The 26,175-nt window shown below is 41.6% G+C and carries 26 protein-coding genes, 2 tRNA genes and 1 pseudogene; 28 read left to right on the top strand and 1 reads right to left on the bottom strand.

Going from position 1 to position 26,175, the window contains the following annotated elements:
- The first annotated feature begins 156 nt into the window (after nt 1-156).
- The 16 genes and pseudogenes from rpoE (at nt 157) to HMPREF9378_RS03535 (ending at nt 15,090) form a co-directional block, all read left to right on the top strand.
- Nucleotides 157-747, top strand: coding sequence for a DNA-directed RNA polymerase subunit delta (rpoE, locus tag HMPREF9378_RS03465; protein ID WP_002898937.1), 591 nt, complete (start codon nt 157-159; stop codon nt 745-747).
- Between the two features lie 120 nt (nt 748-867).
- Nucleotides 868-1,551 carry a B3/B4 domain-containing protein gene (locus tag HMPREF9378_RS03470; protein WP_002913989.1) on the top strand — a complete coding sequence of 228 codons (684 nt, stop codon included), beginning with the start codon at nt 868-870 and terminating at the stop codon, nt 1,549-1,551.
- Between the two features lie 195 nt (nt 1,552-1,746).
- A complete protein-coding gene (locus HMPREF9378_RS03475) occupies nt 1,747-2,448 on the top strand; it encodes an ABC transporter ATP-binding protein (RefSeq protein ID WP_023917205.1) in 702 nt (233 codons plus the stop codon).
- A 1-nt stretch (nt 2,449) separates the two neighbouring features.
- Complete coding sequence (locus HMPREF9378_RS03480) at nt 2,450-4,156, top strand: FtsX-like permease family protein (RefSeq protein ID WP_002913984.1); 1,707 nt, start codon at nt 2,450-2,452, stop codon at nt 4,154-4,156.
- Between the two features lie 40 nt (nt 4,157-4,196).
- Nucleotides 4,197-4,283 (top strand): annotated as a pseudogene (locus tag HMPREF9378_RS11920) (B3/B4 domain-containing protein); the annotation flags it as partial.
- A gap of 198 nt (nt 4,284-4,481) precedes the next feature.
- Complete coding sequence (locus tag HMPREF9378_RS03485; RefSeq protein ID WP_002913980.1) at nt 4,482-6,095, top strand: CTP synthase; 1,614 nt, start codon at nt 4,482-4,484, stop codon at nt 6,093-6,095.
- A gap of 70 nt (nt 6,096-6,165) precedes the next feature.
- The gene (locus HMPREF9378_RS03490) at nt 6,166-6,576 is read left to right on the top strand and encodes a GyrI-like domain-containing protein (RefSeq protein WP_002913977.1); all 411 of its coding nucleotides are present in this window, start codon (nt 6,166-6,168) and stop codon (nt 6,574-6,576) included.
- A gap of 144 nt (nt 6,577-6,720) precedes the next feature.
- Nucleotides 6,721-6,806: transfer RNA gene (locus HMPREF9378_RS03495), tRNA-Leu, on the top strand.
- 177 nt (nt 6,807-6,983) lie between these two features.
- On the top strand, nt 6,984-7,865 hold the full coding sequence (locus HMPREF9378_RS03500) for a class II fructose-bisphosphate aldolase (protein WP_002893690.1): 882 nt from the start codon (nt 6,984-6,986) through the stop codon (nt 7,863-7,865).
- A 319-nt stretch (nt 7,866-8,184) separates the two neighbouring features.
- Nucleotides 8,185-10,617: a pneumococcal-type histidine triad protein gene (locus HMPREF9378_RS03505; RefSeq protein WP_002913976.1), complete on the top strand. Its 2,433-nt coding sequence runs from the start codon at nt 8,185-8,187 to the stop codon at nt 10,615-10,617.
- A gap of 20 nt (nt 10,618-10,637) precedes the next feature.
- Nucleotides 10,638-11,555, top strand: a complete 918-nt coding sequence (locus HMPREF9378_RS03510) for a metal ABC transporter solute-binding protein, Zn/Mn family (RefSeq protein ID WP_002913975.1) — start codon at nt 10,638-10,640, stop codon at nt 11,553-11,555.
- Nucleotides 11,556-11,857: 302 nt separating this feature from the next.
- Nucleotides 11,858-12,850, top strand: a complete 993-nt coding sequence (locus tag HMPREF9378_RS03515; protein ID WP_002913973.1) for an ABC transporter ATP-binding protein — start codon at nt 11,858-11,860, stop codon at nt 12,848-12,850.
- Nucleotide 12,851: 1 nt separating this feature from the next.
- Nucleotides 12,852-13,670, top strand: coding sequence for an ABC transporter permease (locus HMPREF9378_RS03520; protein ID WP_002913971.1), 819 nt, complete (start codon nt 12,852-12,854; stop codon nt 13,668-13,670).
- Between the two features lies 1 nt (nt 13,671).
- Nucleotides 13,672-14,457 carry an ABC transporter permease gene (locus HMPREF9378_RS03525; RefSeq protein ID WP_002905302.1) on the top strand — a complete coding sequence of 262 codons (786 nt, stop codon included), beginning with the start codon at nt 13,672-13,674 and terminating at the stop codon, nt 14,455-14,457.
- Between the two features lie 50 nt (nt 14,458-14,507).
- A complete protein-coding gene (locus HMPREF9378_RS03530) occupies nt 14,508-14,966 on the top strand; it encodes a GNAT family N-acetyltransferase (RefSeq protein ID WP_002902392.1) in 459 nt (152 codons plus the stop codon).
- A 51-nt stretch (nt 14,967-15,017) separates the two neighbouring features.
- Nucleotides 15,018-15,090 (top strand) — tRNA-Thr (locus tag HMPREF9378_RS03535).
- A gap of 52 nt (nt 15,091-15,142) precedes the next feature.
- Here the strand turns inward: HMPREF9378_RS03535 and HMPREF9378_RS03540 are convergent.
- Nucleotides 15,143-15,406 carry a SemiSWEET family transporter gene (locus HMPREF9378_RS03540; RefSeq protein ID WP_002902394.1) on the bottom strand — a complete coding sequence of 88 codons (264 nt, stop codon included), beginning with the start codon at nt 15,404-15,406 and terminating at the stop codon, nt 15,143-15,145.
- A gap of 272 nt (nt 15,407-15,678) precedes the next feature.
- On the opposite strand from HMPREF9378_RS03540, the gene HMPREF9378_RS03545 reads away from it, so the two are divergent.
- The 12 genes from HMPREF9378_RS03545 (at nt 15,679) to ilvN (ending at nt 26,171) form a co-directional block, all read left to right on the top strand.
- The gene (locus HMPREF9378_RS03545; protein WP_023917202.1) at nt 15,679-16,125 is read left to right on the top strand and encodes a LytTR family DNA-binding domain-containing protein; all 447 of its coding nucleotides are present in this window, start codon (nt 15,679-15,681) and stop codon (nt 16,123-16,125) included.
- Nucleotides 16,126-16,130: 5 nt separating this feature from the next.
- A complete protein-coding gene (locus tag HMPREF9378_RS03550; protein ID WP_002905297.1) occupies nt 16,131-16,793 on the top strand; it encodes a LiaF transmembrane domain-containing protein in 663 nt (220 codons plus the stop codon).
- Nucleotides 16,794-16,919: 126 nt separating this feature from the next.
- A complete protein-coding gene (gene rpmB, locus HMPREF9378_RS03555) occupies nt 16,920-17,108 on the top strand; it encodes a 50S ribosomal protein L28 (RefSeq protein WP_001140948.1) in 189 nt (62 codons plus the stop codon).
- Nucleotides 17,109-17,251: 143 nt separating this feature from the next.
- On the top strand, nt 17,252-17,617 hold the full coding sequence (locus HMPREF9378_RS03560) for an Asp23/Gls24 family envelope stress response protein (RefSeq protein ID WP_002893676.1): 366 nt from the start codon (nt 17,252-17,254) through the stop codon (nt 17,615-17,617).
- A gap of 2 nt (nt 17,618-17,619) precedes the next feature.
- Nucleotides 17,620-19,284, top strand: a complete 1,665-nt coding sequence (locus tag HMPREF9378_RS03565; protein ID WP_002913968.1) for a DAK2 domain-containing protein — start codon at nt 17,620-17,622, stop codon at nt 19,282-19,284.
- Nucleotides 19,285-19,393: 109 nt separating this feature from the next.
- Complete coding sequence (locus tag HMPREF9378_RS03570; RefSeq protein ID WP_002902401.1) at nt 19,394-20,002, top strand: SP0191 family lipoprotein; 609 nt, start codon at nt 19,394-19,396, stop codon at nt 20,000-20,002.
- A 418-nt stretch (nt 20,003-20,420) separates the two neighbouring features.
- The gene (locus tag HMPREF9378_RS03575) at nt 20,421-21,296 is read left to right on the top strand and encodes an ABC transporter ATP-binding protein (RefSeq protein WP_002913966.1); all 876 of its coding nucleotides are present in this window, start codon (nt 20,421-20,423) and stop codon (nt 21,294-21,296) included.
- Between the two features lie 10 nt (nt 21,297-21,306).
- The gene (locus HMPREF9378_RS03580) at nt 21,307-22,041 is read left to right on the top strand and encodes an ABC transporter permease (protein ID WP_002902406.1); all 735 of its coding nucleotides are present in this window, start codon (nt 21,307-21,309) and stop codon (nt 22,039-22,041) included.
- A gap of 4 nt (nt 22,042-22,045) precedes the next feature.
- Nucleotides 22,046-23,146, top strand: coding sequence for a sensor histidine kinase (locus tag HMPREF9378_RS03585; protein WP_002902409.1), 1,101 nt, complete (start codon nt 22,046-22,048; stop codon nt 23,144-23,146).
- Nucleotides 23,143-23,742, top strand: coding sequence for a response regulator transcription factor (locus tag HMPREF9378_RS03590; protein ID WP_002902412.1), 600 nt, complete (start codon nt 23,143-23,145; stop codon nt 23,740-23,742). Before HMPREF9378_RS03585 ends, HMPREF9378_RS03590 begins: the two co-directional genes overlap by 4 nt.
- Nucleotides 23,743-24,004: 262 nt before the next feature.
- Nucleotides 24,005-25,702, top strand: a complete 1,698-nt coding sequence (locus HMPREF9378_RS03595; RefSeq protein ID WP_002913964.1) for an acetolactate synthase large subunit — start codon at nt 24,005-24,007, stop codon at nt 25,700-25,702.
- Nucleotides 25,695-26,171 carry an acetolactate synthase small subunit gene (ilvN, locus tag HMPREF9378_RS03600; RefSeq protein WP_002898887.1) on the top strand — a complete coding sequence of 159 codons (477 nt, stop codon included), beginning with the start codon at nt 25,695-25,697 and terminating at the stop codon, nt 26,169-26,171. Before HMPREF9378_RS03595 ends, ilvN begins: the two co-directional genes overlap by 8 nt.
- Nucleotides 26,172-26,175: the final 4 nt, after the last annotated feature.

Raw genomic sequence — 26,175 nt, 5'->3', positions numbered from 1 at the left:
AAACTAGTGTATAAATGCACTAGTTTCTTTTGTACTTGTTCCGTGATTTTTCCTGGATTTTCTTTTGACGAAAATAGAAATTTATCGTACAATAGAAAGTAGCGAAAAATTGCAAGAGGGCGACAAGCCTTTACTTAATCTTAAAGGAGATCAACTTTGGAATTAGAAGTATTTGCTGGACAGGAAAAAAGTGAGCTTTCTATGATTGAAGTGGCGCGTGCCATTTTGGAAGCCCGCGGCCGCGACCATGAGATGTATTTTAATGATCTGGTCAATGAAATTCAAAACTATCTGGAAAAATCAAACAGTGAGATTCGTGATGCTCTGCCTTTATTCTACACAGAACTCAATGTAGACGGCAGCTTTATTCCGCTGGGGGATAATAAATGGGGCCTGCGTTCATGGTATGCTATCGACGAAGTGGATGAAGAAATCATTGCTTTGGAAGAGACTGATGAGGACGACGCACCTAAGAAACGCAAGAAGAAGCGCGTCAATGCCTTTATGGATGGCGACGAGGATGCCATTGACTACAGCGATGACGATCCAGAAGATGAGGACGGCTACGAAGCAGATCCTGCTCTCTCATACGATGAGGAAAATCCAGACGATGAGAAGAATGAAGTGGAAGCTTATGATGCTGAAATCAACGAAATCGCTCCAGATGATCTAGGTGAAGAAGTCGAACTTAACGAAGAAGATGACGACTACTCTGACGAAGACACGGAGACCGAAGAGGAAGAATAAATCAACCAAAAGAAACAAGGGACGAAATCCTTTGTTTCTTTTAATATTCCTTGAAATATAAGTCCGGAAGGTGTAGAATACTAATAAAATTTAATAAAGAAAAGATGGAGGAAGGCTGTTATGAAATTTGTTATTGATAAGAGTCTGGATGAACTAGGCATAAAAAGTGTCGTTATCGGGATTGCCAAGAATGTCAATCCTCATGCAGAACTGTCTTCCTCATTTCTAAAAAAGAAAAAGGAAATGGAAGGCTGGGCTCTGGCTTGCGACTTGGATGAGGTGCTTGAGTCGCCAGTGGTTCAAGGTTATATAGAAATACTCCAGCGCGTGGGTCGCAGTGTCAAGAAAAATCCTCCGACGGTTCCTGCTCTGATTCGCAATATCCAGCATCGAGGCTCGCTCCCTCATATTAATAGCATTATTGATATTTATAACGTTGAAGCCCTGCATTCTTTACTGGCTATTGGTGGGCATGATTTTGATAAGATTGAAGGTCAGGTAGAATTCACCGTAAGCCAAAAGGAAGATGTTTTTCTGCCTATTTTGTCCAAGGAGAAGCATGTTGCCAAGACGGACTATGTTTATCGGGATGCGAAAGGCATTTTGGCTTGGCTGGATGTTCGTGACAGCGAGTATTATAAGTTTGATGAGGAGACCAAGGATGCCATTTTCATCATTCAGGGGAATGCCAATACCTCTGTCGAAATGCGTCTGGCAGCCTTGGAACGAATCCGACACGATTTAGCAGAGTGCATGCCTGATTTAGAATTTGAAACACATGTCATCAGTATTGAGGAAAATTAACTGGAATAGGCTTTCCAATTTTGATTTTCACTGACTAGCAGCTTCCTGTTTTTAGGGAGCTTTTTTGCATGCTTTTGATTTCTTTTGTCAGAGTCGTGGTTGAAATAATGAGAAATGAGCACAGTTTGCTTTTCTGAAAATAGGAGACATTACTCAATAAAAAATGGTATAATAAAAAAAGAAAAGGAGCGTGCGATGACAGAAACACTATTAGAAGCTAAATCAATCAGCAAAAAATATGAGGATGAGTATGTCCTGCAGAATACGGATCTAAAAATTGATCAGGGGCAGTTTGTAGCAATCTTGGGTCACAGCGGCTCAGGAAAGTCAACGATGCTTAATATCCTATCTTCTCTACTGAAACCAAGTTCTGGACAGGTCTTATACAAAGGAAAGGAGATAGGTCAGCTGAGCAAATCGGCAGTGGCTAAGTTTAGGAGAGAAGACATTGGTTTGGTCTTTCAGCACTATATGCTAATTCCTAATCTGACAGTGGAGGAGAACATTCAACTGGGCAGCAAGTATGCCGCAGAGGCAGCAGACTTAGAAGAATTGGCTTTGCTATTGGGAATTGAGAAGTTTTTGAACAAATATCCTCATCAGCTGTCGGGCGGTGAGCAGCAGAGGGTCTGCATTGCCAGAGCTGTGATCAAGAAACCAACTATTTTGTTTTGTGATGAGGCGACTGGCGCTCTGGACAGCGAAAATAGTAAGAACATTATTGTTTTATTGCATGTTATCAAGCAAAACTACGGAACCAGTATCCTTTTTACGACACATAATCGAGAAATTGCCAGAACAGCAGACCGAATACTGCTCTTGGAAGATGGCCGTATTGTTAGGGACGACATGAATATGGAGAAGTTGTCGCCGGATCAAATGAGTTGGGAGATTTAATATGGGGTTGCTGTTTAAATATCTATCCAGAGACTTTTTTGCTAAGAGGACAATGGTGTCCATTCTATCTCTGATTATAATCTTCACTTCCTTTATGTACTTCTTCGTTCATTTCGCGATTGATGCCAATTTACTTCGTTTAGGTGGAGAGCAATTATCAGGCAATGAGGCTAATTATTTCACAGCTTTGAAAAGTAATCAACTCTTAATCAGAAACATTACTGTCGCTATGGTAGCCATATTCTCCCTCATTTTGTTCTTATTCATCAGAGGGACGCTCCAAAGAAATCGAGTGCAGCTAGCCCAGCTGATGTCCCTTGGCTTTTCTTTCTCCAGTGTGCTGGCAAGCTATGCGCTATTAATCTGCGGGTTATCCTTAATCAGTTCCTTGCTTGGCTTAGTCTTGGGCTTCTGGGCTTCCGATATCCTCCTTTCTGCGAATAGCCAGACCTATCTCGTGCAAGGATTGAGTAAAGGACTTTCTCTGCAGTCGGTTATGACGGGAACCCTCTTCCTAAGTCTTTTCTTAGGAGCTGTTACTTATCTGGCAGGACTGACGGTGAGAAAGACAGACCTTGCTCTAATGATGAAACAGACTGACGGAAAAAGCATCCGTCCTGGTTTGATGGAGAAGCTGATTCAAAAGCTGCCGATGAAGCATAAATTCAAATTTAAGCTAACTCTAAATCATTTTAGCACCTTAGGTCTCCTGTTGATTGCTATCGTTACGTTTAGCATCATGTTCGTCTTAAGCCTGTCTCTTACTTTTAGCTCCTCTAAAATCCTTGAATCTCAGAAGGAAGGCCGGAACTATTCTTATGATATCAGCTATGATAACTACCGAAAGGAGGAGGCTGGGTCAGCTTCAGATTCTGTAACCTATCTGAGATACGATGTTGAGCTAATGATAAAAGGCGAAGCTATAGCTTATCATGCCCTTGCATTTACCAACCAAAATGACTTGTTTCAGCTCATTGACAGTAAGGGAGAAATTCTAGATCCCACACAAGGTGTCTTTGTAAATCCTGAATTGCGAGAGAATTATGGTCTTAAAGTTGGGGATACTCTAGAGCTAAGAGTAAAGGGAAAGCAACATCAGATAAAGATAGCTGGATTTGCGGAGAATGCTGATTTAAAGACAATATATATTCCCAAAGACCAAGCATCCGTCATGGTAGATGAGACTAATGATATTTTTAATGGTAGATTGACCAATAAGCCTCAAGAAAAAGGTGAAGGAAAAGTTCGCTCCCTAGAGGAAAAATTATCAGCTGTACAAAGAAGTCAGACCGCCAACAAAGCAAGTGCTATTATCAACCAAAGTATCGGTGTCATAACGGGATGTTTATTGATTTACCTAGCAGTGTTTATTGGCTTGAATGGTAATATGAAGACTCTATTGATGTTTGATTTACTAGGATATGAGGAGAGAGAGGTTTATCGTATCCTGCTTAACCCCTACATTGTGATCAGCAATCTACTTTTCTTGCTCACTCTGCCTGTGGCCATCTATGCTGCAAGGAATATCCAGATTATGACTTCTCTTCAGACAGGTGACTATATGCCATTCCAGCTCAACTGGATGACCTTTGTTTATATGTTTGTTATCTTGAATGCCCTATGTTTTATCATCAGATTTTTATTTATTCAAAAGGTTAAAAAAATCAGGGATGATAATCGGCAGGCAGAATTCTTATCAGAATGGTGAGAAACAGCATGAAGATTTTTAAGATAAGAAGTCGGAAATCTTGAAAGGAATCCGACACGATTTAGCAGAGTGCATGCCCGATGTAGAATTTGAAACACATGTCATCAGTATTGGTGAGAATGAATGAAAACCGAATGAAAACATTTGACATTTTTTTAGGTTTGCGATATTATACTGTTCGGGCACCTCTTTTAGAGGTCAGAGCTTCCTGTTTTCAGGGAGCTATTTTTCTTTTTCAGACAGATTATGGAAAATCCTCCTCTAGATAAGATTTCAGCAACTGTGATGCTTGCTGGAACGAATTGTTTTATGAAAAGGAGCACGTATGTCAACTAAATATATTTTTGTCACCGGTGGTGTGGTTTCTTCTATCGGAAAAGGGATTGTGGCAGCTAGCTTGGGCCGCCTTTTGAAGAATCGAGGCCTCAAGGTTACGATTCAGAAATTTGACCCTTATATCAACATTGATCCCGGCACCATGAGCCCTTACCAGCATGGGGAAGTGTTTGTCACAGATGATGGAGCCGAGACGGATCTGGATCTGGGGCACTATGAGCGTTTTATTGACATTAATCTCAATAAATACTCCAATGTCACCACTGGTAAGATCTATAGCGAAGTCCTACGCAAGGAGCGTAAAGGCGAGTATCTGGGGGCGACGGTCCAAGTCATTCCGCATATTACAGATGCTCTCAAGGACAAGATCAAGCGGGCTGCACGGACGACGGACTCGGATGTGATTATCACAGAGGTCGGTGGCACAGTGGGGGATATCGAGTCTCTTCCTTTCTTAGAAGCTTTGCGCCAGATGAAGGCGGACGTCGGTGCAGATAATGTCATGTATATCCATACGACCCTCCTGCCCTATCTCAAGGCAGCCGGAGAAATGAAGACCAAGCCGACTCAGCATTCTGTCAAAGAGTTGCGCGGTCTGGGGATTCAGCCTAATATGCTGGTCATCCGCACAGAAGAGCCAGCTGGGCAAAACATCAAAAATAAACTGGCTCAATTCTGCGATGTAGCGCCTGAGGCGGTCATTGAGTCACTAGATGTGGAGCATCTCTACCAAATTCCTCTCAATTTGCAGGCGCAAAAGATGGACCAGATCGTCTGTGACCATCTGAAGCTGGATACGCCGGCGGCAGATATGACAGAGTGGTCAGCTATGGTAGAAAAAGTGATGAATCTGAAAAGTCAGGTCCGAATTGCTCTGGTCGGCAAGTATGTCGAGTTGCCAGATGCCTATATTTCAGTTGTCGAAGCGCTCAAGCATGCCGGCTATGCCAATGATGCGGAAGTTAAGATTAACTGGATCGATGCGAATCAGGTAACTGCTGAAAATGCAGCAGAGCTTCTTGGAAGTGCGGATGGGATTATTGTTCCGGGCGGCTTTGGTCAGAGAGGAACTGAGGGGAAGATTCAGGCAATCCGCTATGCGCGTGAGCAGGATGTGCCTATGTTGGGGATTTGTTTGGGCATGCAGTTAACCTGTGTCGAATTCGCCCGTCATGTCCTAGGATTGGCGGATGCCAACTCAGCGGAGCTCAATCCAGACACACCGTATCCGATTATTGACCTCATGCGTGATCAGATTGATGTCGAAGACTTGGGTGGAACGCTGAGATTGGGGCTCTATCCTTCTAAACTTAAGAGTGGCTCTAAGGCAGCAGCGGCTTACGACTATCAAGAAGTCGTGCAGCGCCGTCACCGTCATCGTTATGAGTTTAACAATGCTTTCCGCGAGCAGTTTGAGGCAGCTGGATTTGTATTTTCAGGAGTTTCACCAGACAATCGCTTGGTCGAAATAGTGGAAATCCCAGAAAATAAATTCTTCGTAGCCTGTCAGTATCACCCAGAGCTTTCTAGCCGACCGAACCGACCTGAAGGTCTTTATACAGCCTTTGTCACAGCAGCGGTAGAAAAGAGCTCGGATAGATAGACTTGCTTTGTCTGACCTAAGCGACTTTTTTAGAGAAATGTTATAATAAAAAACAAAAGGAGGGAAGAAGATGTTTCTAAACATTTTAGCTAGTATTCGTACTAATAATTTTCAAGATGAGCATTGTATAGAAAAAATCCAGGCTCTCTGGCAGGAACAAGAGGAAGCGGTGAAAGAAGCTTTTGCCCAAGGGGAACCGGTTTATGCTGTCTATCATGACTATGCTAGTGATTACAAAGGAGACTACAGCCTCTCTATCTGTCGTTTGACAGATGGGGACGTCTATGATTTTGATACATCCGAGCAGACCTATCAAGTATTTGAAGCGGATAAGGAAGATACGCAAGCGATTCTTCATGCTTGGCAGAGGATTTGGCAGGCAGAAGAAACAGGTGAGCTTCATCGGGACTACACTATTGACTTTGAAAAATACGATCCCGACCAAACGGTGGCTGTCTTTATTGCGACTCAGCAACCTTGAGTTTTCGGTGTTCCTTCCTTAGCTTCATTTTCGCTTAGATTTCCTAAATTTGCTGATTGAGTAGAAAGTTGATTTTTTGAAATAAAGTCAAAAATTTTCTTGACAAGCCTTAGCTGTCCTGTTATACTAGTAAGGTACTCAATCGCGGGGATGGCGGAATTGGCAGACGCGCAGGACTAAGGATCCTGTGACCGCTTTAGGTCGTGAGGGTTCAAGTCCCTCTCTCCGCATCAAGTAAGCTGGCTTTGGTCAGCTTTTTCTTTTTCCACTAGAGACGCTTAAAGAGGCTGAGTGTCTCCCTGTAATTCTTTAAAATTTCAGGAAAAACTAGCAATTTTAGTGAAAAAGTGATAAAATAAACAATGTAAGTGGTTTAACCACAAAAAATAAGAGGAGGCCTGATAAGAATGGCAATCGTTTCAGCAGAAAAATTTGTCCAAGCAGCTCGTGACAATGGTTACGCAGTTGGTGGATTCAACACAAACAACCTTGAGTGGACTCAAGCTATCCTGCGTGCGGCAGAAGCTAAGAAAGCACCAGTGCTTATCCAAACTTCAATGGGTGCTGCTAAATACATGGGTGGCTACAAAGTTGCTCGTAACTTGATCGCTAACCTTGTAGAATCAATGGGCATCACTGTACCAGTTGCGATTCACTTGGACCATGGTCACTACGAAGATGCACTTGAGTGTATCGAAGTTGGTTACACTTCTATCATGTTTGATGGTTCACACCTTCCAGTAGAAGAAAACCTTAAATTGGCTAAAGATGTTGTTGAAAAAGCACACGCTAAAGGTATCTCAGTAGAAGCTGAAGTTGGTACTATCGGTGGTGAAGAAGACGGTATCATCGGTAAAGGTGAATTGGCTCCAATCGAAGACGCTAAAGCAATGGTTGAAACTGGAATCGACTTCTTGGCAGCTGGTATCGGTAACATCCACGGTCCATACCCAGCAAACTGGGAAGGTCTTGACCTTGACCACTTGAAGAAATTGACAGAAGCTCTTCCAGGCTTCCCAATCGTATTGCACGGTGGTTCAGGTATTCCTGATGACCAAATCCAAGCAGCTATTAAACTTGGTGTTGCCAAAGTTAACGTTAACACTGAATGCCAAATCGCATTCGCTAACGCAACTCGTAAATTTGCTCGTGACTACGAAGCAAACGAAGCAGAATACGACAAGAAGAAACTCTTCGACCCACGTAAATTCTTGGCTGATGGTGTAAAAGCTATCCAAGCATCAGTTGAAGAACGTATCGACGTATTCGGTTCAGAAGGTAAAGCTTAATCTAGCTTAACCATACAAAATAGAAACCTGCCCGTAAGGGTGGGTTTTTTGTATTATGATAATTGGACAAGTAAAGAATAAATAATATTTTTCTTACAATCTAATAAAAAAATCTTGACAGACTAGATGATGAGGAGTAAAATATTAACCAGTTAATTAACTAGTTAAAGAATTTAATAAGTTGTTAAAAATTGAGTTTCTGCTATATTTTATAGAAAAAAATATTTAGATGATTTCTTTGGGGGTATATTATGAGTTAATTGTAAATTGTGATAGGTTTTAGCGAATTCTATGTAATCAAAAAAGAAAGTGATATTCAATGGAAAAAAATAAGAAATACTTAATAGGAATTGTTGTCATTGCTATTGTGGGTCTTTTTGCTCATCAGTTAGGTTATTATCAGGCAAACAGTTCGATTAAAAAATCCAATCGTGTTAGCTATATTGATGGTAAGCAAGCTGTTCAAAAGTCTGAGGAGTTAACGCCTGACGAAGTAAGCAAAAAAGAAGGGATTAACGCGGAGCAGATTGTTATCAAGATTACTGATCAGGGTTATGTTACTTCTCATGGTGATCACTATCATTATTATAATGGGAAAGTTCCATATGATGCTATTTTCAGCGAAGATCTTTTGATGAAAGATCCCAACTATCAACTTAGGACTGAGGATATTGTCAATGAAGTCAAGGGTGGATATGTTATCAAGGTTAATGGCCAATATTATGTTTATCTGAAAGATATAGCTCGCGCGGATAATATTCGCAGTAAGGAAGAGATTAATCGTCAAAAGCAGGAACATGGTCATAATGTTACGAAAATAAGCAATGAAGTAGCAACAGCTAGAGCTCAAGGCCGTTATACAACAGATGATGGCTATGTTTTTAATGCTTCAGACATTATTGAGGATACGGGAGATGCGTATATTGTACCTCATGGTGATCATTTTCACTATATCCCAAAGAGTGATTTGTCGCCTAGTGAGCTAGCTGCAGCTCAAGCTTACCTATCAGGTAGAGGAAAAGTAGCTAGTACTGTAGTCAGCCGTTCGTATAATAATGGAAGCAGTGGCTGGATACAGACACAACCTACTTTTACTCAAATTTTAAACAACTATCAACCGAGTCAAGGAGAAGATGTTAAGGGTCTCCTTCAGCAACTTTATAATCTTCCACTTAGTCAGCGTCATGTTGAATCAGATGGCTTGATCTTTGATCCAGCACAAATTACTAGTCGAACACAAAATGGAGTAGCAGTGCCGCATGGTAATCATTATCACTTTATTCCTTATACACAAATGTCGGCATTGGAAGAAAAGATTGCTCGGACAATTCCTCTTATAAGTCAGCCTAATAAACCTATGTTAGGATTGACACCTTATAGACCTATACCAACTCCGATACTAACTCCATCTCAACCAGCTTTAAAACCGATTCTTCCTCCAAAGTTAAATTTGGAACATGCGGATTCATTGGATAAGGATTTAATCCAGCAGGTCGTTAGGAAAATAGCTGACGGTTATGTGCTAGAGGATAAAGGAGTGTCCCGCTATCTTTTAGCTAAAGACTTGCCTAAAGAGATTATTACAGCGATTGAAAATAAATTGGCGAAGCAGAAAAGCATACCTAATGTCCTGCAAGCTAAGAAAGAATCAGTTGAACCGAAAGATCAAGAGTTTTATGATAAGGTATATGGTCTTCTGACTCAGGCCCATCAGCAATTGCTAGAAAATAAGGGACGTTTGTCAGATTTTCAAGCCTTGGATGATTTAGTGAAGCGTTTGAATGATGAAACAAGTGATAAGGTGCAATTAATTGATGACTTATTAGCATTTCTTGCGCCTATCAATCATCCAGAACGTCTCGGCAAAGCAAATTCACAGATTGAGTATACTGAAACCGAAGTTCGAGTAGCCCAGCTGGCTGACAAATATACGACATCTGATGGATATATCTTTGATGCCCGGGATATTATCAGTGACGAAGGAGATGCTTATGTAACCCCTCATATGGGACACAGTCACTGGATAGGAAAAGATAGTCTTTCAGCTAAAGAAAAAGCAGCTGCTCAGGCGTATACTAAAGAAAAAGGTCTGCTTCCACCTGCACCAACAGATGATTCCAAAGCCAATCCAAGTGGAGAAAGTGCGGCTGCTATCTACGAACGTGTTCAAGGAGAGAAACGGATACCACTCGTTCGTCTGCCTTACAATGTTGAGCATACTGTAGCAGTAAAAAATGGTAATCTGATTATCCCTCATAAGGATCACTACCACAACATCAAATTTGCTTGGTTCGATGATAAGACTTACCGAGCTCCTAATGGCTATACATTAGAGGATTTATTTGCAACTATCAAGTATTATGTTGAACATCCAGATGAGCGACCACAGTCTAGCGATGGATGGGGGAATGCAAGTGATCATGTTTTAGGTAAAAAAGATGACAAGGAGGATGCTGTTAGCCCTGAGAAACCTCAGGAAGAAGTTGAAGAGGAAACACCAACTGAGCCAGAAGTACCTCAAGTTGAAACTGCTAAAGTAGAAGCTAAGTTGCAAGAGGCGGAAGACTTACTTGAAAAGACGACGGATCCAAGTTTGAAATCCAATGCAACTGAGACCTTAACAGGATTGCGAAATAATCTTAATTTAGGGACTATGGATAATAATAACATCATGGCAGAAGTAGAAAAATTGCTAGCCTTGCTGCAATCTGCTTCTTCAGCTTCTGTGTCAAGTACAGCAGTAACTGATTAGCTGAGGTGAAGGAGTATTGTATGAAAAAAAGAACTGCAGTATTACTAATGCTGAGTATACTAGCTTTGATGCTGGGAGCGTGTACTCAGAAAGAAGAACAACAAGCTAAAGGTTTGAAGATTGTGACCAGTTTTTATCCGGTTTATGCCATGGTTAAAGAAGTATCTGGTGATTTGAATGATGTTCGCATGATTCAATCTAGTACAGGGATCCATTCATTTGAACCATCGGCTAATGATGTAGCTGCTATCTATGATGCGGATGTTTTTGTCTATCATTCACATACCTTAGAGTCGTGGGCAGGGAGCTTGGATCCAAATTTGCAAAAATCTAAGGTGAAAGTACTTGAAGCTTCCGAAGGAATGCCCCTGGAACGTGTATCGGGTTTGGAAGACGTGGAAGCTGGCCAAGGAATCGATGAAAAAACTCTTTATGATCCTCATACATGGCTAGATCCTGAAAAAGCTGGTGAAGAAGCGCAGATTATTGCGGATAAGCTATCTGAACTCGATAAAGAACACAAGGAAATATATCAAAAAAATGCTAAGAAATTCATTTCTAAAGCTCAAGAATTGACCAAAAAATACCAACCAATCTTTGAAAAGGCTAAGCAAAAGACTTTCGTAACTCAACATACTGCGTTCTCGTATTTAGCAAAGCGGTTTGGTTTGCAGCAGCTAGGTATTGCAGGGATTTCTCCTGAACAAGAGCCAAATGCAAGGCAGCTTACTGAAATTCAAGAATTTGTGAAAACATATAAAGTTAAAACGATTTTTACCGAAAGCAATGCATCGTCGAAAGTGGCAGAAACGCTCGTCAAGTCAACGGGAGTCAGACTGAAAACTCTCAATCCTTTAGAAGCCGATCCCCAAAATGATAAAAACTACCTAGAGAATCTAGAAGAAAACATGAGTATCTTGGCTAAAGAATTGAAATGAGAAGTTAATGCTTAATCTAGCTGAAGACTACAAAACGGAAACCTGCCCATAAGGGTAGGTTTTTTTGGTGTTTTAAGGAAACTATTAAACCAGAAGTTTGTATTAAAAGTATTATTTTAAGAGAGAAATTTTCAATTTCATGATCTATAGGCAAACGCTTGCATTCTATTTTTTGTTGGACTATAATAGGTTGGTATAAAGCCTTCTGTAATAATAAAAGTTAGAAGGTGTAGAAAGTAAGGATTTAGAATACTTGTGTTTGAAAATACGATTTTCTATTCCTTACGATAGCGGAGATAGATATGGCAATGATAGAAGTAGAACATCTTCAAAAGAATTTTGTGAAGACAGTTAAGGAACCAGGATTGAAGGGGGCTTTGCGCTCCTTTATTCATCCTGAAAAGCAGACTTTTGAAGCGGTCAAGGATTTGACTTTTGAGGTACCCAAGGGCCAAATTTTAGGCTTTATCGGAGCTAATGGTGCTGGGAAGTCAACAACCATTAAAATGCTGACAGGGATTTTGAAGCCGACATCTGGTTTTTGTCGAATTAACGGCAAGATTCCGCAGGACAATCGCCAAGACTATGTCAAGGATATTGGAGTAGTCTTTGGGCAACGCACCCAGCTGTGGTGGGATTTGGCTCTGCAAGAGACTTACACGGTCTTGAAAGAGATTTACGATGTGCCAGACTTGCTGTTTCATAAGCGTATGGACTTTTTAAATGAAGTCTTGGATTTGAAGGAATTTATCAAAGATCCCGTGCGGACTCTTTCACTTGGTCAACGGATGCGGGCGGATATTGCGGCTTCCTTGCTCCACAATCCCAAGGTTCTCTTTTTAGATGAGCCGACCATTGGGCTGGACGTTTTGGTCAAGGATAATATTCGTCGGGCCATTACCCAAATCAATCAGGAGGAAGAAACAACTATTCTCTTGACCACTCATGACCTGAGTGATATTGAGCAACTCTGTAATCGGATTTTTATGATTGACAAGGGGCAGGAGATTTTTGATGGAACGGTGAGTCAGCTCAAGGAAACCTTTGGCAAGATGAAGACTCTTTCCTTTGAACTGTTACCAGGTCAAAGTCATCTTGTCTCTCACTATGCAGGATTACCTGATATGACTATTGATAGACAAGGAAATAGCCTCAACATTCAATACGATAGTTCCCGCTACCAGACGGCAGATATTATCAAGCAAACCCTGTCTGATTTTAAGATTCGCGATTTGAAGATGGTGGATACGGATATTGAGGATATTATCCGTCGCTTCTACCGAAAGGAGCTCTAAGATGGTCAAATTGTGGAGACGTTATAAACCCTTTATCAATGCAGGGATTCAGGAGTTGATTACCTATCGAGTGAATTTTCTTCTCTATCGGCTTGGCGATGTCATGGGAGCTTTTGTGGCCTTTTATCTCTGGAAGGCAGTCTTCGATTCGTCGCAAGAGTCTTTGATTCAGGGCTTCAGTATGGCAGATATCACCCTCTACATCATCATGAGTTTTGTGACTAACCTTTTGACCAAGTCGGATTCTTCCTTTATGATTGGAGAGGAGGTCAAGGACGGATCCATTATCATGCGCTTGCTGAGACCGGTGCACTTTGCGGCCTCTTATCTCTTCACCGAGCTTGGTTCCAAGTGGTTAATTTTTGTCAGCGTTGGACTTCCATTTTTAAGTGTTATTTTTCTGATGAAAATCTTATCTGGGCAAGGCATTGTAGAAGTGTTGGGTTTAACTGCACTATATCTTTTTAGCTTAACCCTAGCCTATCTGATTAACTTTTTCTTTAATATCTGCTTTGGATTTTCAGCTTTTGTTTTTAAAAATCTATGGGGCTCTAATCTGCTCAAGAATTCTCTGATTGCCTTTATGTCGGGGAGCTTGATTCCTTTGGCTTTCTTTCCTAAGGTAGTTTCAGATATCCTGTCCTTCTTGCCTTTTTCATCCTTGATTTACACTCCAGTCATGATCCTTGTTGGGAAATACGATACCAGTCAGATTCTTCAGGCTCTTTTCCTGCAGTTGTTTTGGCTTTTAGTGATGGTGGGCTTGTCTCAGTTGATTTGGAAAAGAGTCCAGTCATTTATCACCATTCAAGGAGGTTAGTATGAAAAAATATCAGCGCATGCATCTGATTTTTATCAGACAGTACATCAAGCAAATCATGGAATACAAGGTTGATTTTGTGGTTGGTGTTTTAGGTGTCTTCCTGACCCAAGGCTTGAACCTCTTGTTTCTCAATGTCATCTTTCAACACATCCCCTCGCTAGAAGGCTGGACCTTTCAAGAGATTGCCTTTATCTATGGTTTTTCCTTGATTCCCAAGGGACTGGACCATCTCTTTTTTGACAATCTCTGGGCACTGGGGCAACGATTGGTGAGAAAGGGAGAGTTTGACAAGTATCTGACTCGTCCTATCAATCCTCTCTTTCACATCCTAGTCGAGACTTTTCAGATTGATGCCTTGGGTGAGCTCTTGGTCGGTGGAATTTTACTAGCGACAACGTTCTCTAGCATTACTTGGACTATTCCCAAGTTCTTGCTTTTCCTAGTCTGCATTCCTTTTGCGACCCTGATTTATACTTCTTTGAAAATCGCGACAGCCAGTATCGCTTTTTGGACCAAGCAGTCAGGTGCTATGATTTACATTTTCTATATGTTTAATGATTTTGCCAAGTACCCGATTTCCATTTACAATTCGCTCCTTCGTTGGTTGATTAGTTTTATCGTTCCTTTTGCTTTTACAGCCTACTATCCTGCTAGCTATTTCTTGCAGGACAAAAATGGGCTCTTTAACATTGGTGGTTTGATTCTGATTTCCCTTGTTTTCTTTTTCATTTCGCTCAAACTCTGGGATAGGGGATTGGATGCCTACGAAAGTGCGGGTTCGTAAGATGGAAAATATGTTTAGTCCTAAAGCTTAAAACATGAAAGGATTTAAAGATGGTAGCGATTGAAGAAGTGAAGGAAGAAAAACAAAAGATGATAGCAGTCAGTGAAGTTTTAAAGGATCTACCAGAATGGTTTGGAATACCTGAAAGTACACAAGCTTACATTGAAGGAGCTAGGGATTTACAAGTTTGGGTTGCTTATCAGGAGAGTAAATTGGCTGGCTTTGTAAGCTTATCTTATTCTAGTGAAGATTGTGCAGAGATTGACTGCTTAGCTGTTAAGAAATTCTATCATAGAGCGGGAATTGGTAGTCAACTTCTAGAAGTTTTAGAAAAATCTGCTCGTCAAAAAGCATCCTATCTGCAAGTAAAAACGGTAGCACCAGGTTATTATCCTACCTATGACAGAACTAACGCTTTTTATCAGGCTCAGGGCTTTAAAAAGTTAGAAATTTTTCCTGAACTTTGGGATAAAAGCAACCCTTGTTTGATTTGGGTTAAGAAATTGTGAAATTCTAACTTGACAAAAAAACTCAAGATGCTAAAATAAAGGGGAAAAGACGCCGATTTAGCTCAGTTGGTAGAGCAACGCACTCGTAACGCGTAGGTCACAGGTTCGATCCCTGCAATCGGCAGAAAGAAAACCAGCAACTTTTTCATGGGTTGCTGGTTTTGTTTATCTAATTCTTATAAAGAAGTAAGAAAAGTTAGACCGCCTAATATCACTCCTGCCGCATTGGGAATGATAAGGATCCAGTCTTTTTTAGGTTCTTTGGTCCAACCATAGATTACCCAAATTAAACAAGAAACTGCTGCGAATAGTGGTTGGAATGGTTGAGCTTTTTCTCCTTGCAAGTTAGCGATAATTTGTGGAATATATGCAATAAAGACAAGAATCCCAATAAAAGCTCCAATAGATCCGACAAAGCGATTAATTTTTTGTTTAGACATATAGTACCTCCTGAGGTACTATTATATCAGAAGGAAAAAAGTTTTCAAATTTGTTTGATCATAAAATAAGACAGATATTCAATATGTGTAAGTCGTGCTTTTATACTAAACGAATCTATTGGAGAGTCTAGGATGAGAAATCAAATTTGCTTAACATTTTTTGAGAAGGGTAAGCTACCACTTAGTTATCAAAAATAACCACTTACTGAAAATGCCTTGTTTCTTTTTTGAAAATTGTTATAATGAAGTCAGAAGCAAGGAAAGGAGTGGCTATGAAGATTAGGATTGAGCTTGATACAGATATGGCAGAAACTGAAGTCGTTATCCGAACGGCTCAATATGGTGAAGAGGTGGCTCGGATTCAAGCAGCTCTTGAACAAGCCAACCGTCAACCGATAGCTTTCTATAAGGATACAAGTGAATATTTTGTCGATTTGAAGAATATTTTATTTTTTGAAACGGATGCTACCAAAATTTATGCTCATAGCAGGGATGATGCTTATGAAGTCAAATTGAAGCTATACGAATTAGAAGAGAGACTTCCGGCATATTTCTGTCGCATTTCAAAGTCTACTATTGCCAATGCCAAGGCTATTTACGCTTTGGATAAATCATTTTCGGGAACCAGTACTATCCAATTTTATGACACACATAAACAAGTGCACGTTTCCCGACACTACTATCAAATTTTAAAAGAAAAGTTAAACGAAACGAGGTAATTTTCATGAAAAAAACAATTTTTGGAATCGGCTTTTTAGTCTTGGCAGCTTGGGTTCTGCTGCAGGGGAATTTTGGGATTCCTGCCTTCAATTTTAATATTTGGCCCATGCTAGTAGTTGCAATGTTTGCCTATTTCGCCTTGGAAAATTTCTTAGAAAGAGACTTTGGCACTGGGCTGATCATGGCAGTTATTGCGCTGATTATTGCCAATGCCGTTTACCACTTTTTAGCTATTTCAACAGGAACCTTGGTTTTGGGTGGTATTCTGGCTTGCATCGGTCTCAATATGATTTTCAAGCCCCGGCGCATTTTTAAGGGGCGTATCTTCTCAACTGCCTCTTCTTCCTCAAAAGATGATATTGCTTTTGGCAGCGGCACGCGCTATATCAACTCAGATAACTTCACCTATGAAAAGTTAGACTGTGCTTTTGGCAGTGCATCGGTTTATTTTGATAATGCGACTATCGAAGGGGACTCAGCAACTTTTGAAGTGGATCTGTCTTTTGGCAGTGTGATGCTTTATGTGCCCAGCGACTGGCGTGTAGAGCTGGATGTAGATAATGCCTTTGGCTCTGTCTACAATCCCCGCAATGTCAATGAAAAGAGAAAAACTCTCTATGTCAAAGGAAACGTGGCTTTCGGCTCTTTGAAGATTAGCTATGTTTAGGAAAACGGATTAATTTCGAAACTTTGGACAAATGTACTTGTCAAACGTCAAGTTTTTTGGTAATATAGGAAGGTATGTGGTGCTAGCACATCCGTAATATTAGATCTAATAGGAGGAAACACGATAATGGCTAAAGTATGTTACTTTACTGGTCGTAAGACTGTATCAGGAAACAACCGCTCTCACGCGATGAACCAAACAAAACGCGCTGTTAAACCAAATCTTCAAAAAGTTACTGTTTTGATTGACGGTAAACCTAAAAAAGTTTGGGCTTCAGCTCGTGCCCTTAAATCAGGTAAAGTTGAACGCGTTTAATCTTTATTTAAAAAGGATGGAAATTTTCCGTCCTTTTTTTGCTTGTAAATTTCCGCCTAGACAGTTGATTTAGACCCTTCCTCTTTTACACCCTGTATAAAATATGGTAGAATAAACTATAAAATACTTTTGAGGTACAAATTATGACTGTGAAAATTAATACAAAAGATGGTCAAATTGAGCTGACTGATGATGTGATTGCGACAATCGTCGGCGGTGCAGCGACTGAAATTTTTGGTGTAGTTGGCATGGCCAGTAAAAATGCAATCAAGGATAATTTTCAAGCCCTTTTAGGAAAAGAAAACTATGCTAAGGGCGTGGTTGTGAAAGCGACTGATGAAGGTGATATCGCAGTTGATGTCTACACTGTGTTAAGCTATGGAGTCAAAATCAGCGAAGTTTCCAAAAACATCCAAGAGCGTGTTAAATTCAGTTTGGAAAACAAGCTCGGAATTACTGCCCATGCAGTGAATGTTTATATCCAAAATATTAAAGTCGTAGGAGAATAATCGTGGCAAATATTACTACTAGTTTATTTCAAGAAATGGTGCAGGCGGCATCTACTCGCTTAAATAAACAGGCTGAATATGTGAACTCTTTGAATGTCTTCCCGGTTCCAGATGGCGATACAGGTACCAACATGGGTATGACTATTGAAAATGGTGCTAAGGAAGTGTCAGATAAGTCTGCTTCAACAGTTGGCGAAGCGGCGGGTATCTTTGCGAAAGGCCTTTTGATGCGCGCGCGTGGTAACTCAGGAGTTATCACTTCCCAGCTTTTCCGCGGTTTTTCTCAAAGTGTGAAAGAGCATGAAGAGCTGACTGGTGAAGATCTAGCTCTGGCCTTTCAGTCTGGTGTAGAAGTGGCTTACAAGGCAGTTATGAAGCCGGTTGAGGGAACGATTTTGACTGTTTCCCGCGGTGCGGCTATCGGAGCCAAGAAGAAAGCTGAAGTCACTAATGATGCTGTAGAAGTTATGAAAGCAGCTCTTGAAGGAGCAAAGGCTGCTTTGGCTAAGACACCGGATATGCTGCCGGTTCTGAAAGAAGTCGGTGTTGTGGACTCTGGCGGTCAAGGGTTGGTCTTTATCTACGAAGGCTTCCTGTCTGCTCTTACAGGCGAATATATTGCTTCCGAGGACTTCGTGGCGACACCTGCGACCATGTCTGAGATGATTAATGCTGAGCATCATAAGTCTGTAGCTGGCCATGTTGCGACAGAAGACATCACTTTCGGCTATTGTACTGAAATCATGGTGGCCCTTAAGACAGGACCAACCTATGTAAAAGATTTTGATTATGATGAGTTCCGCAACTACCTAAACGATTTGGGAGATTCCCTGTTGGTAGTCAACGATGATGAAATCGTCAAAGTCCATGTCCATACTGAAGATCCAGGATTGGTTATGCAGGAAGGTCTCAAGTACGGTAGTTTGGTCAAGGTCAAGGTTGACAATATGCGCAACCAACACGAAGCCCAGGTTGAAAAGGAAGAGCGCTCAGCTAAGCCGGCTCAAGAAAAAGAGTTTGCGATTATTGCTGTAGTGGCTGGTGATGGTCTGGCTGAAATCTTTAAGGCTCAAGGAGTTGACTACATCATCTCTGGCGGGCAAACTATGAACCCATCAACGGAAGACTTTATCAAAGCTGTGGAGCAAGTCAATGCTCGTAATATTATTATCTTGCCAAATAATAAAAACATCTTCATGGCAGCCCAATCAGCAGCAGAAGTGATTGAACAGCCTGCAGCTGTTATTGAGACTCGCACGATCCCTCAAGGCTTGACCAGTCTCCTAGCTTTTGATGGCGGCAAGACTATCGAGGAAAACCAAGAGCGTATGACTGCAGCCTTGGCAGAAGTAGTCAGCGGCAGCGTGACGACTGCGGTTCGTGATACGACGATTGATGGCTTGGAAATTCATGAAAATGACAACCTCGGTATGGTGGATGGTAAGATTGTTGTTTCTAATCCAGATATGCTGACGGCTTTGAAAGAAACGTTCAGCAAGATGCTCAATGAAGACAGCGAGATTGTCTCTATCTATATCGGTGAAGACGGCAGCGAAGAGTTGGCTAGCAGTCTTGCTCAAGATTTGATGGAACAATTCGAGGATGTCGAAGTAGAAATTCATCAGGGCAGTCAGCCGGTTTATCCATATATTTTTAGTGTTGAATAGCATAAAAAGGCAATCGAAAGGTTGTCTTTTATTATTTTATAGAAAATACTTAGACAAGAAACTGGTATTATGTTATACTGTAACAAATAAAAAGTAAAAAAGGTGAACTATGAAAAAATTTTTCATTCTTGTTATTTCTGCTTCGGTACTCTTGACGGGCTGTGTGTTTCCTAGCTTCAGCAAGCATCGTCCTAGACATTCTTCTGAATCAGCAGCTTCTTCTAGGCGGACTAAATCCAGCTCTAGCTCCAGCTCTAGCAAGTCATCCAGTTCTTCTTCTGAAAGTACAGAGATTGTTTCTAAAACCTTGGTTGGAGACATTGAAGAAATCCATCATCGTGATACAATTACCTATCAGGGCAAGAAAATCTTGAATCTTCGGATGGAATTGCTTACTTCCTTGCCAGAAGAAGCTAGTGCGGCATCAGCTACTTTGACTCCAGAGGAAATGACGACTATCATTCGTGAAGGAATGCAGTCTGATTCAAACTATGTAGCAGCTAAGAGTTTGGAAGGTGTTAATATTGACTATTCAGTTACAGCGGATAAAAAACTGCAGACCTTGATTGAAATTGATTTGCAAAAGGTCAATGTCGAAGAGGTGGAAAAGAACAGTTTCTTCCAAGGTTTTGGACTGAAGGACATTAAGGATATTACACCTGAGATGTTCATTCTGAGTCTGAAGCTCAATGGTCTCAAAGAAGAGGTGCAGAGCTAAAGTTTAAAAAGCGTTGGTCACCTCATCTTACAAATTGAGTAGCTAGTTTATTGAAAAATTTTTTAGATTAAGCTGCTTTAATTCCAGCTTCTATCTAAATTGCAACAGACATACAACTAGTCGGCTCCTCTCAACGAGGGGGACCGGCTTTTTTGTGTCTTCATGCAGAAGGGAGATAAACAGATTATTCCAATATTTGCTAGCTTTGTGCTCTAAAAGCAGAATAGTGACATTTGTCATGTCAGCTGGTGACAAAATTAACTAGTAGGAAAAATTTCTTTGCCTTATAATATAGTTAACAAAATGATAAAAGATTGCTGTAAGAATTCAAAAAGCATTTGGTCTTTATTATTCTTCCGGCTTTGGAAAAATAAAGGAAAGATGCACATGCGCTTTATTGAATCAAAGGAGGAGTAAAATGGAACTGATTGAAGTAAAGAAGCTTTCTAAAAGCATTCATGGTAAGGAGATTTTAAAGGATATTTCGTTTGGAATCTCCCAAGGTGACTGTGTGGCCTTGATTGGTCCCAACGGAGCAGGTAAAACGACTCTCATGGATTGTTTGCTGGGCGATAAGTTTCTGACAGCAGGTGAAGCAAGGATTCAGGGACTAAAGCCGACTGACAATCATCTCAAGCAGTCGGTAGCGATTTTACCACAGGAAAATACAGTGGTGGAGGATTTGAAGGTCAAGGAACTCTTGACGTTCTTCCAAGCTATTTATCCAAATAGTTTGTCCAATCAAGAAGTTGATGACTTGCTGCAATTTACAGACAAGCAAAAGAATCAGTTGGCCAGCAAGCTGTCTGGTGGACAAAAGCGTCTCTTCTCTTTTGTTCTGAGTCTGATTGGCCGTCCTAAGATTCTATTCTTGGACGAACCGACTTCTGCTATGGACACCTCTACTCGTCAGCATTTCTGGGCAATTGTTAATCAGCTCAAGCAGCAGGGAGTGACCATCGTTTATTCTTCGCACTATATCGAAGAAGTCGAGCATACGGCAGATCGGATTTTGGTGCTGCACAAGGGCGAGTTGATTCGGGACACGACGCCTTATGCCATGCGCAGTGAGGAGCAGGAAAAACACTTTACCTTGCCGCTGACTTATCAGTCTGTGCTGGAAAAGCTGGATAATGTGACTGATATAGAAATCAAGCAAAAGGCTTTATCTTTTGCGACTAGAGATGCTGGTCAAGTCTGGCAGGTTCTTCAGGAAAACGGCTGTACAATCGAAGAGATTGAAGTACGTAACCGTACCCTCTTGGATAGTATTTTTGAAACGACACAAGAATAGGAGAGTAATCATGAAAAATATGGCAAGTCTTATGAAGATTGAGTTGATTTTAATGAAGCGGCAGGCTGCTTATTATCTCTTGTCTATTGGTCTGCCCAGCGTCTTTTACCTGATTTTCTCAGGAATGATGTCTGGGAGTGATACGCCTGAGCGTGTGCTTCGAGGCTACCTCTTCTCTATGACTCTTTTTAGTATCATGTCTAGTGCCTTCTTTAGCATTCCAAGCACTTTGCAGTCTGATAAAAATAATAACTGGCAAAAAATGATTCAGCACTCGCCGATTTCTATGGTAAAATATTATATATCAAAACTTTGCAGTACGCTGTTGACTTTTATGCTTTCTATCATCGTAGTCTTCTCGATTGGGCATTTTGTTCGCGGGGTTAATCTGCCAATGGTAGACTGGCTTCTTATTGCCGTGATCCTTCTGGTAGGAAGTGTGGTCTTTATTGCCATGGGTGTATTGGTCAGCCTCTTGCCAAGTGCTCAGCTCATGTCTGTAGTGGGCAATATCGTCTATATGGCACTGGCTGTTCTGGGCGGTCTATGGTTCCCTCTGACTATGTTTCCAAAATGGCTCCAGCCAATCGGTAAGTTGACGCCAAGTTATCAACTGATGCAGGTTGTGTCTTCTTATCTAGAACACCATCAGTTTAATGGCAAGGCCGCTTTGATTGTTCTGATTTATACGGTTTTGGTCAGCATTCTTGTACTACAACTCAAAAAGCGAATTGAGGTAAAATAAAAGCATGTGGGAAAAAATTAGACATGTCCACTATATGTTTCATATTGCGCTGGTCTTTATCATCTTTCCAGTGGCAGGAGTGATTAGCGGGGAATACCCGCTTTTCGTCTTGCTGTGGACAGCTATTTTTGTTGCGGCTTATTATGCGGTCTTGTTAAGTAACCGTCGCCTTATCCAGTTTCTTTCTTGGTGGTTCTTAGTTGCTTACATATATTATAGTTCGGTCTGGTTAAATGGAGGGTTTGCTTGGTACGTCTTTTATTTATCAAATATGCTCATTTATGAGCTGGATGATATTTCTTTTAAATCTTGGCGTTTTTTGACCTTTGTCGCCTTGCAGCCTGCTATTTTGCTGACTAATTACTTGTTGGGTCATGTTGGTCCAGCAGAGCTACTCTTCTTTATTGTAACCTTTCTCTTTTCAGATGGTTTGACTTTTGGTCTCCATCGGATTCAGACGACGGAGCGAATCAAGGAAGAAAAGGTCAAGCAAAATGCCCAGCTGAATCTTTTTATGGCAGAAAATGAGCGCAATCGGATTGGCCGAGACTTACATGATAGTCTAGGACACACCTTTGCTATGCTCAGTGTTAAGGCGGAGCTGGCTCAGCAGTTTTTGCATATGGAAGCTTACGACAAGGCAGCAAAAGAACTGCAGGAAATGCAAGAGATTAGTAAGAAATCAATGGCTGATGTTCGGCGGATTATTAATGATCTAAAGAATCGGACGCTGGATGAGGAACTCGTGACCATTAGAGCCATGCTGGAGATGAGCGGCGTTCAGGTAAAGATAGATAACCAGTTCAATGTTGCCAGTATCCCACCAAGTCAGCAGTCAACGATTAGTATGATTTTGCTGGAGGCTGCTACCAATATTATCAAGCATGCCAAGGCTAAAAAGAGTAATTTTTCTTTGGTAAAGAAAAACGAAAAGCTTATTTTAGACATTCAGGATGATGGTTGTGGTTTTCAGAAGCTGACCGGACGGGAGTTGCATAGTATTCGAGAGCGGCTGTCTGCCTTATCAGGAAAGCTTGAGATTCTTAGCAGCCAAGATCCAACATGGATTCGGATTGAGTTGCCATACGGAGGGAAGGAAGCATGAAACTTTTGTTAGCAGAAGATCAAAGTATGCTGAGAGATGCTCTAGCTCAGCTCTTGCAGCTGCAGCCAGATGTCGAAGAAGTCTATCAGGCCGCAGATGGGCAGAAGGCTATTGACTGTCTTAGCTCAGAAACTGTTGATGTAGCTATTTTGGACGTGGAAATGCCCCACCAGACCGGCCTAGATGTTCTCGAATGGGTTAAGGCCAATCGACCCAACATCAAGGTCATCATCGTCACAACCTTCAAGCGACCGGGCTACTTTGAGCGAGCTGTTAAGGCGGATGTAGATGCTTATGTGCTCAAAGAGCGCAGCATTGCGGATTTGATGAAAACCATCCATACCGTTCTAGATGGGCAAAAGGAATATTCGCCGGAATTGATGGAGGTGCTAATGACCAGTAGGAACCCTCTCTCTCAGCAGGAGAGGCTAGTCCTGCAAGCTGCGGCGACTGGCCTGTCCAATAAAGAAATTGCTGAAAAACTCTACCTGTCAAATGGAACGGTTCGTAACTATATGTCTGCTATTTTGACCAAGCTAGATGCTGAAAATCGAACAGAAGCCGTCCGAATTGGCCAAGAGCAAGGCTGGTTATAGCTGGTAGAATCAGTTTTTTAGAAAAGATGAGGAGCGGGAGCTTTCCCATAAACGGAACATTTGAGAGCTAATAATTCTAATGAAAGGTCAGTACTATAAATATAGTTCTGGCTTTTTATCTTTTATTAGAAAAAAAACATTCGGATTTAGAGAAAAAATGTAGAAAAACATTCTGCATGGCTTGCAATTTTTTTCAAAAATGTTATCATAGTAGAAAGCTTTTTGAATTTTTAGAAAATTGTAAATAAATGAAAGGGGAAGAATGGAGAAAATCAAATTAGAAACTTCTAAGACAGGTTCAGAGCTTGTTTTGGAAACCTTGAAAAATCTTGGTGTTGATACGATTTTTGGCTATCCCGGTGGCGCTGTACTGCCGCTTTATGATGCTATTTATAGTTTTGAAGGCATCCGTCATATTCTAGGCCGCCATGAGCAAGGCTGTGTTCACGAAGCAGAAGGCTATGCTAAGTCTACTGGGAAAATCGGAGTTGCAGTCGTGACTAGCGGTCCGGGAGCGACCAATGCCATTACCGGTATTGCCGATGCCATGAGTGATAGTGTCCCCCTTTTAGTCTTTACTGGTCAGGTAGCCAAGGCCGGAATCGGTAAAGATGCTTTTCAGGAAGCGGATATTGTTGGGATTACGACTCCTATAACCAAGTATAATTATCAGGTTCGGGAGACGGCAGAAATTCCGCGTATTATTACAGAAGCTATTCACATTGCGACGACAGGTCGTCCTGGACCGGTCGTTATTGATTTGCCTAAGGATGTCTCAGCTCTGGAAACGGACTTTATCTATGACAGCAAGTTGCATTTACCAAGCTATCAGCCGACTATTGAGCCTAATGAATTGCAGATTAAGAAGATTATCAAACAAATCTCTAAGGCTAAAAAGCCGGTCCTTCTTTCAGGAGGCGGTATTAGTTATGCCGAGGCAGCAGCAGAGCTGGTTGCTTTGTCGGAGCGGCAGAATCCAGTAGTCACTACCTTGTTGGGGCAAGGGACCATTGCGACAGACCATCCTTTGTTCTTAGGTATGGGTGGGATGCACGGTTCTTTTGCGGCCAATATTGCTATGACTGAGGCTGACTTTATGATTAGTATCGGCTGCCGCTTTGATGACCGTCTGACTGGTAATCCGAAAACCTTTGCCAAGAACGCTAAAGTAGCACATATTGATATTGACCCAGCGGAAATTGGAAAAATTATCAGCGTAGACATTCCTATCGTAGGGGATGCTAAGAAAGCCCTGCAGATGCTGCTAAATGAAGAGCAGGTGCATAATAATACCAGCAAGTGGATTGAAAAAGTAACCCAGGATAAGGAGCGGGTTCGCTCGTATGATAAGAAAGAACGTGTCGTACAGCCCCAGGCTGTCATTGAGCGCGTGGGTGAGCTGACCAAGGGTGATGCCATCGTTGTAACAGACGTCGGTCAGCACCAGATGTGGGCCGCCCAATATTATCCGTATAAAAACGAGCGTCAACTGGTAACTTCTGGCGGTCTAGGAACCATGGGCTTCGGTGTACCTGCAGCGATTGGAGCTAAGATTGCTAATCCGGATAAGGAAGTAGTTCTTTTTGTCGGAGACGGTGGCTATCAGATGACAAACCAAGAGATGGCTATTCTCAATATCTATAAGATTCCGATTAAGGTCATCATGCTTAACAATCATTCGCTAGGCATGGTGCGCCAGTGGCAGGAAGCTTTCTATGATGGTCGTACCTCTGAGTCTGTCTTTGAAACTTTGCCAGATTTCCAGCTCATGGCTCAGGCCTATGGTGTTAAATCCTATAAATTTGACGATCCGGAGACTATTGTCCAGGATTTGGAAGTGCTGAAAGAAGATGTACCGATGTTTATTGAGGTAGATATCTCTCGTAAGGAGCACGTTCTTCCAATGGTGCCGGCCGGCAAGAGCAATCATGAGATGTTGGGGGTGAAGTTCCATGCGTAGAATGTTGACAGCTAAACTCCAAAACCGTTCGGGTGTTCTGAACCGCTTCACGGGCGTCCTTTCCAGACGTCAGGTTAATATTGAGAGTATCTCAGTCGGAACGACGGAAAATCCGGAAGTATCCCGTATCACCATTATCATTGATGTGGCTTCATTGGCAGAAGTCGAGCAGATTATCAAGCAGCTCAATCGTCAGATTGATGTGATTCGGGTTCGAGATATCACAGACCGTCCTCACTTGGAGCGTGAAGTGATTCTGGTTAAGGTCTCGGCTCCAGCTGATAAGCGAGCAGAGATTCTGTCTATTATCCAGCCATTCCGGGCAACAGTTGTGGATGTAGCACCTAGCTCCATTACCGTTCAGATGACTGGTGATGCGGAGAAGAGCGAGGCTCTACTTCGAGTCATTCGCCCATATGGTATTAAAAATATTGCTCGGACTGGAGCGACAGGCTTTACCCGAGATTAAATCA

This window comes from Streptococcus sanguinis SK1 = NCTC 7863 (genome assembly GCF_000194945.1).
Classification (GTDB): domain Bacteria; phylum Bacillota; class Bacilli; order Lactobacillales; family Streptococcaceae; genus Streptococcus; species Streptococcus sanguinis.
This window is presented reverse-complemented; position numbering and strand designations above follow the sequence as displayed.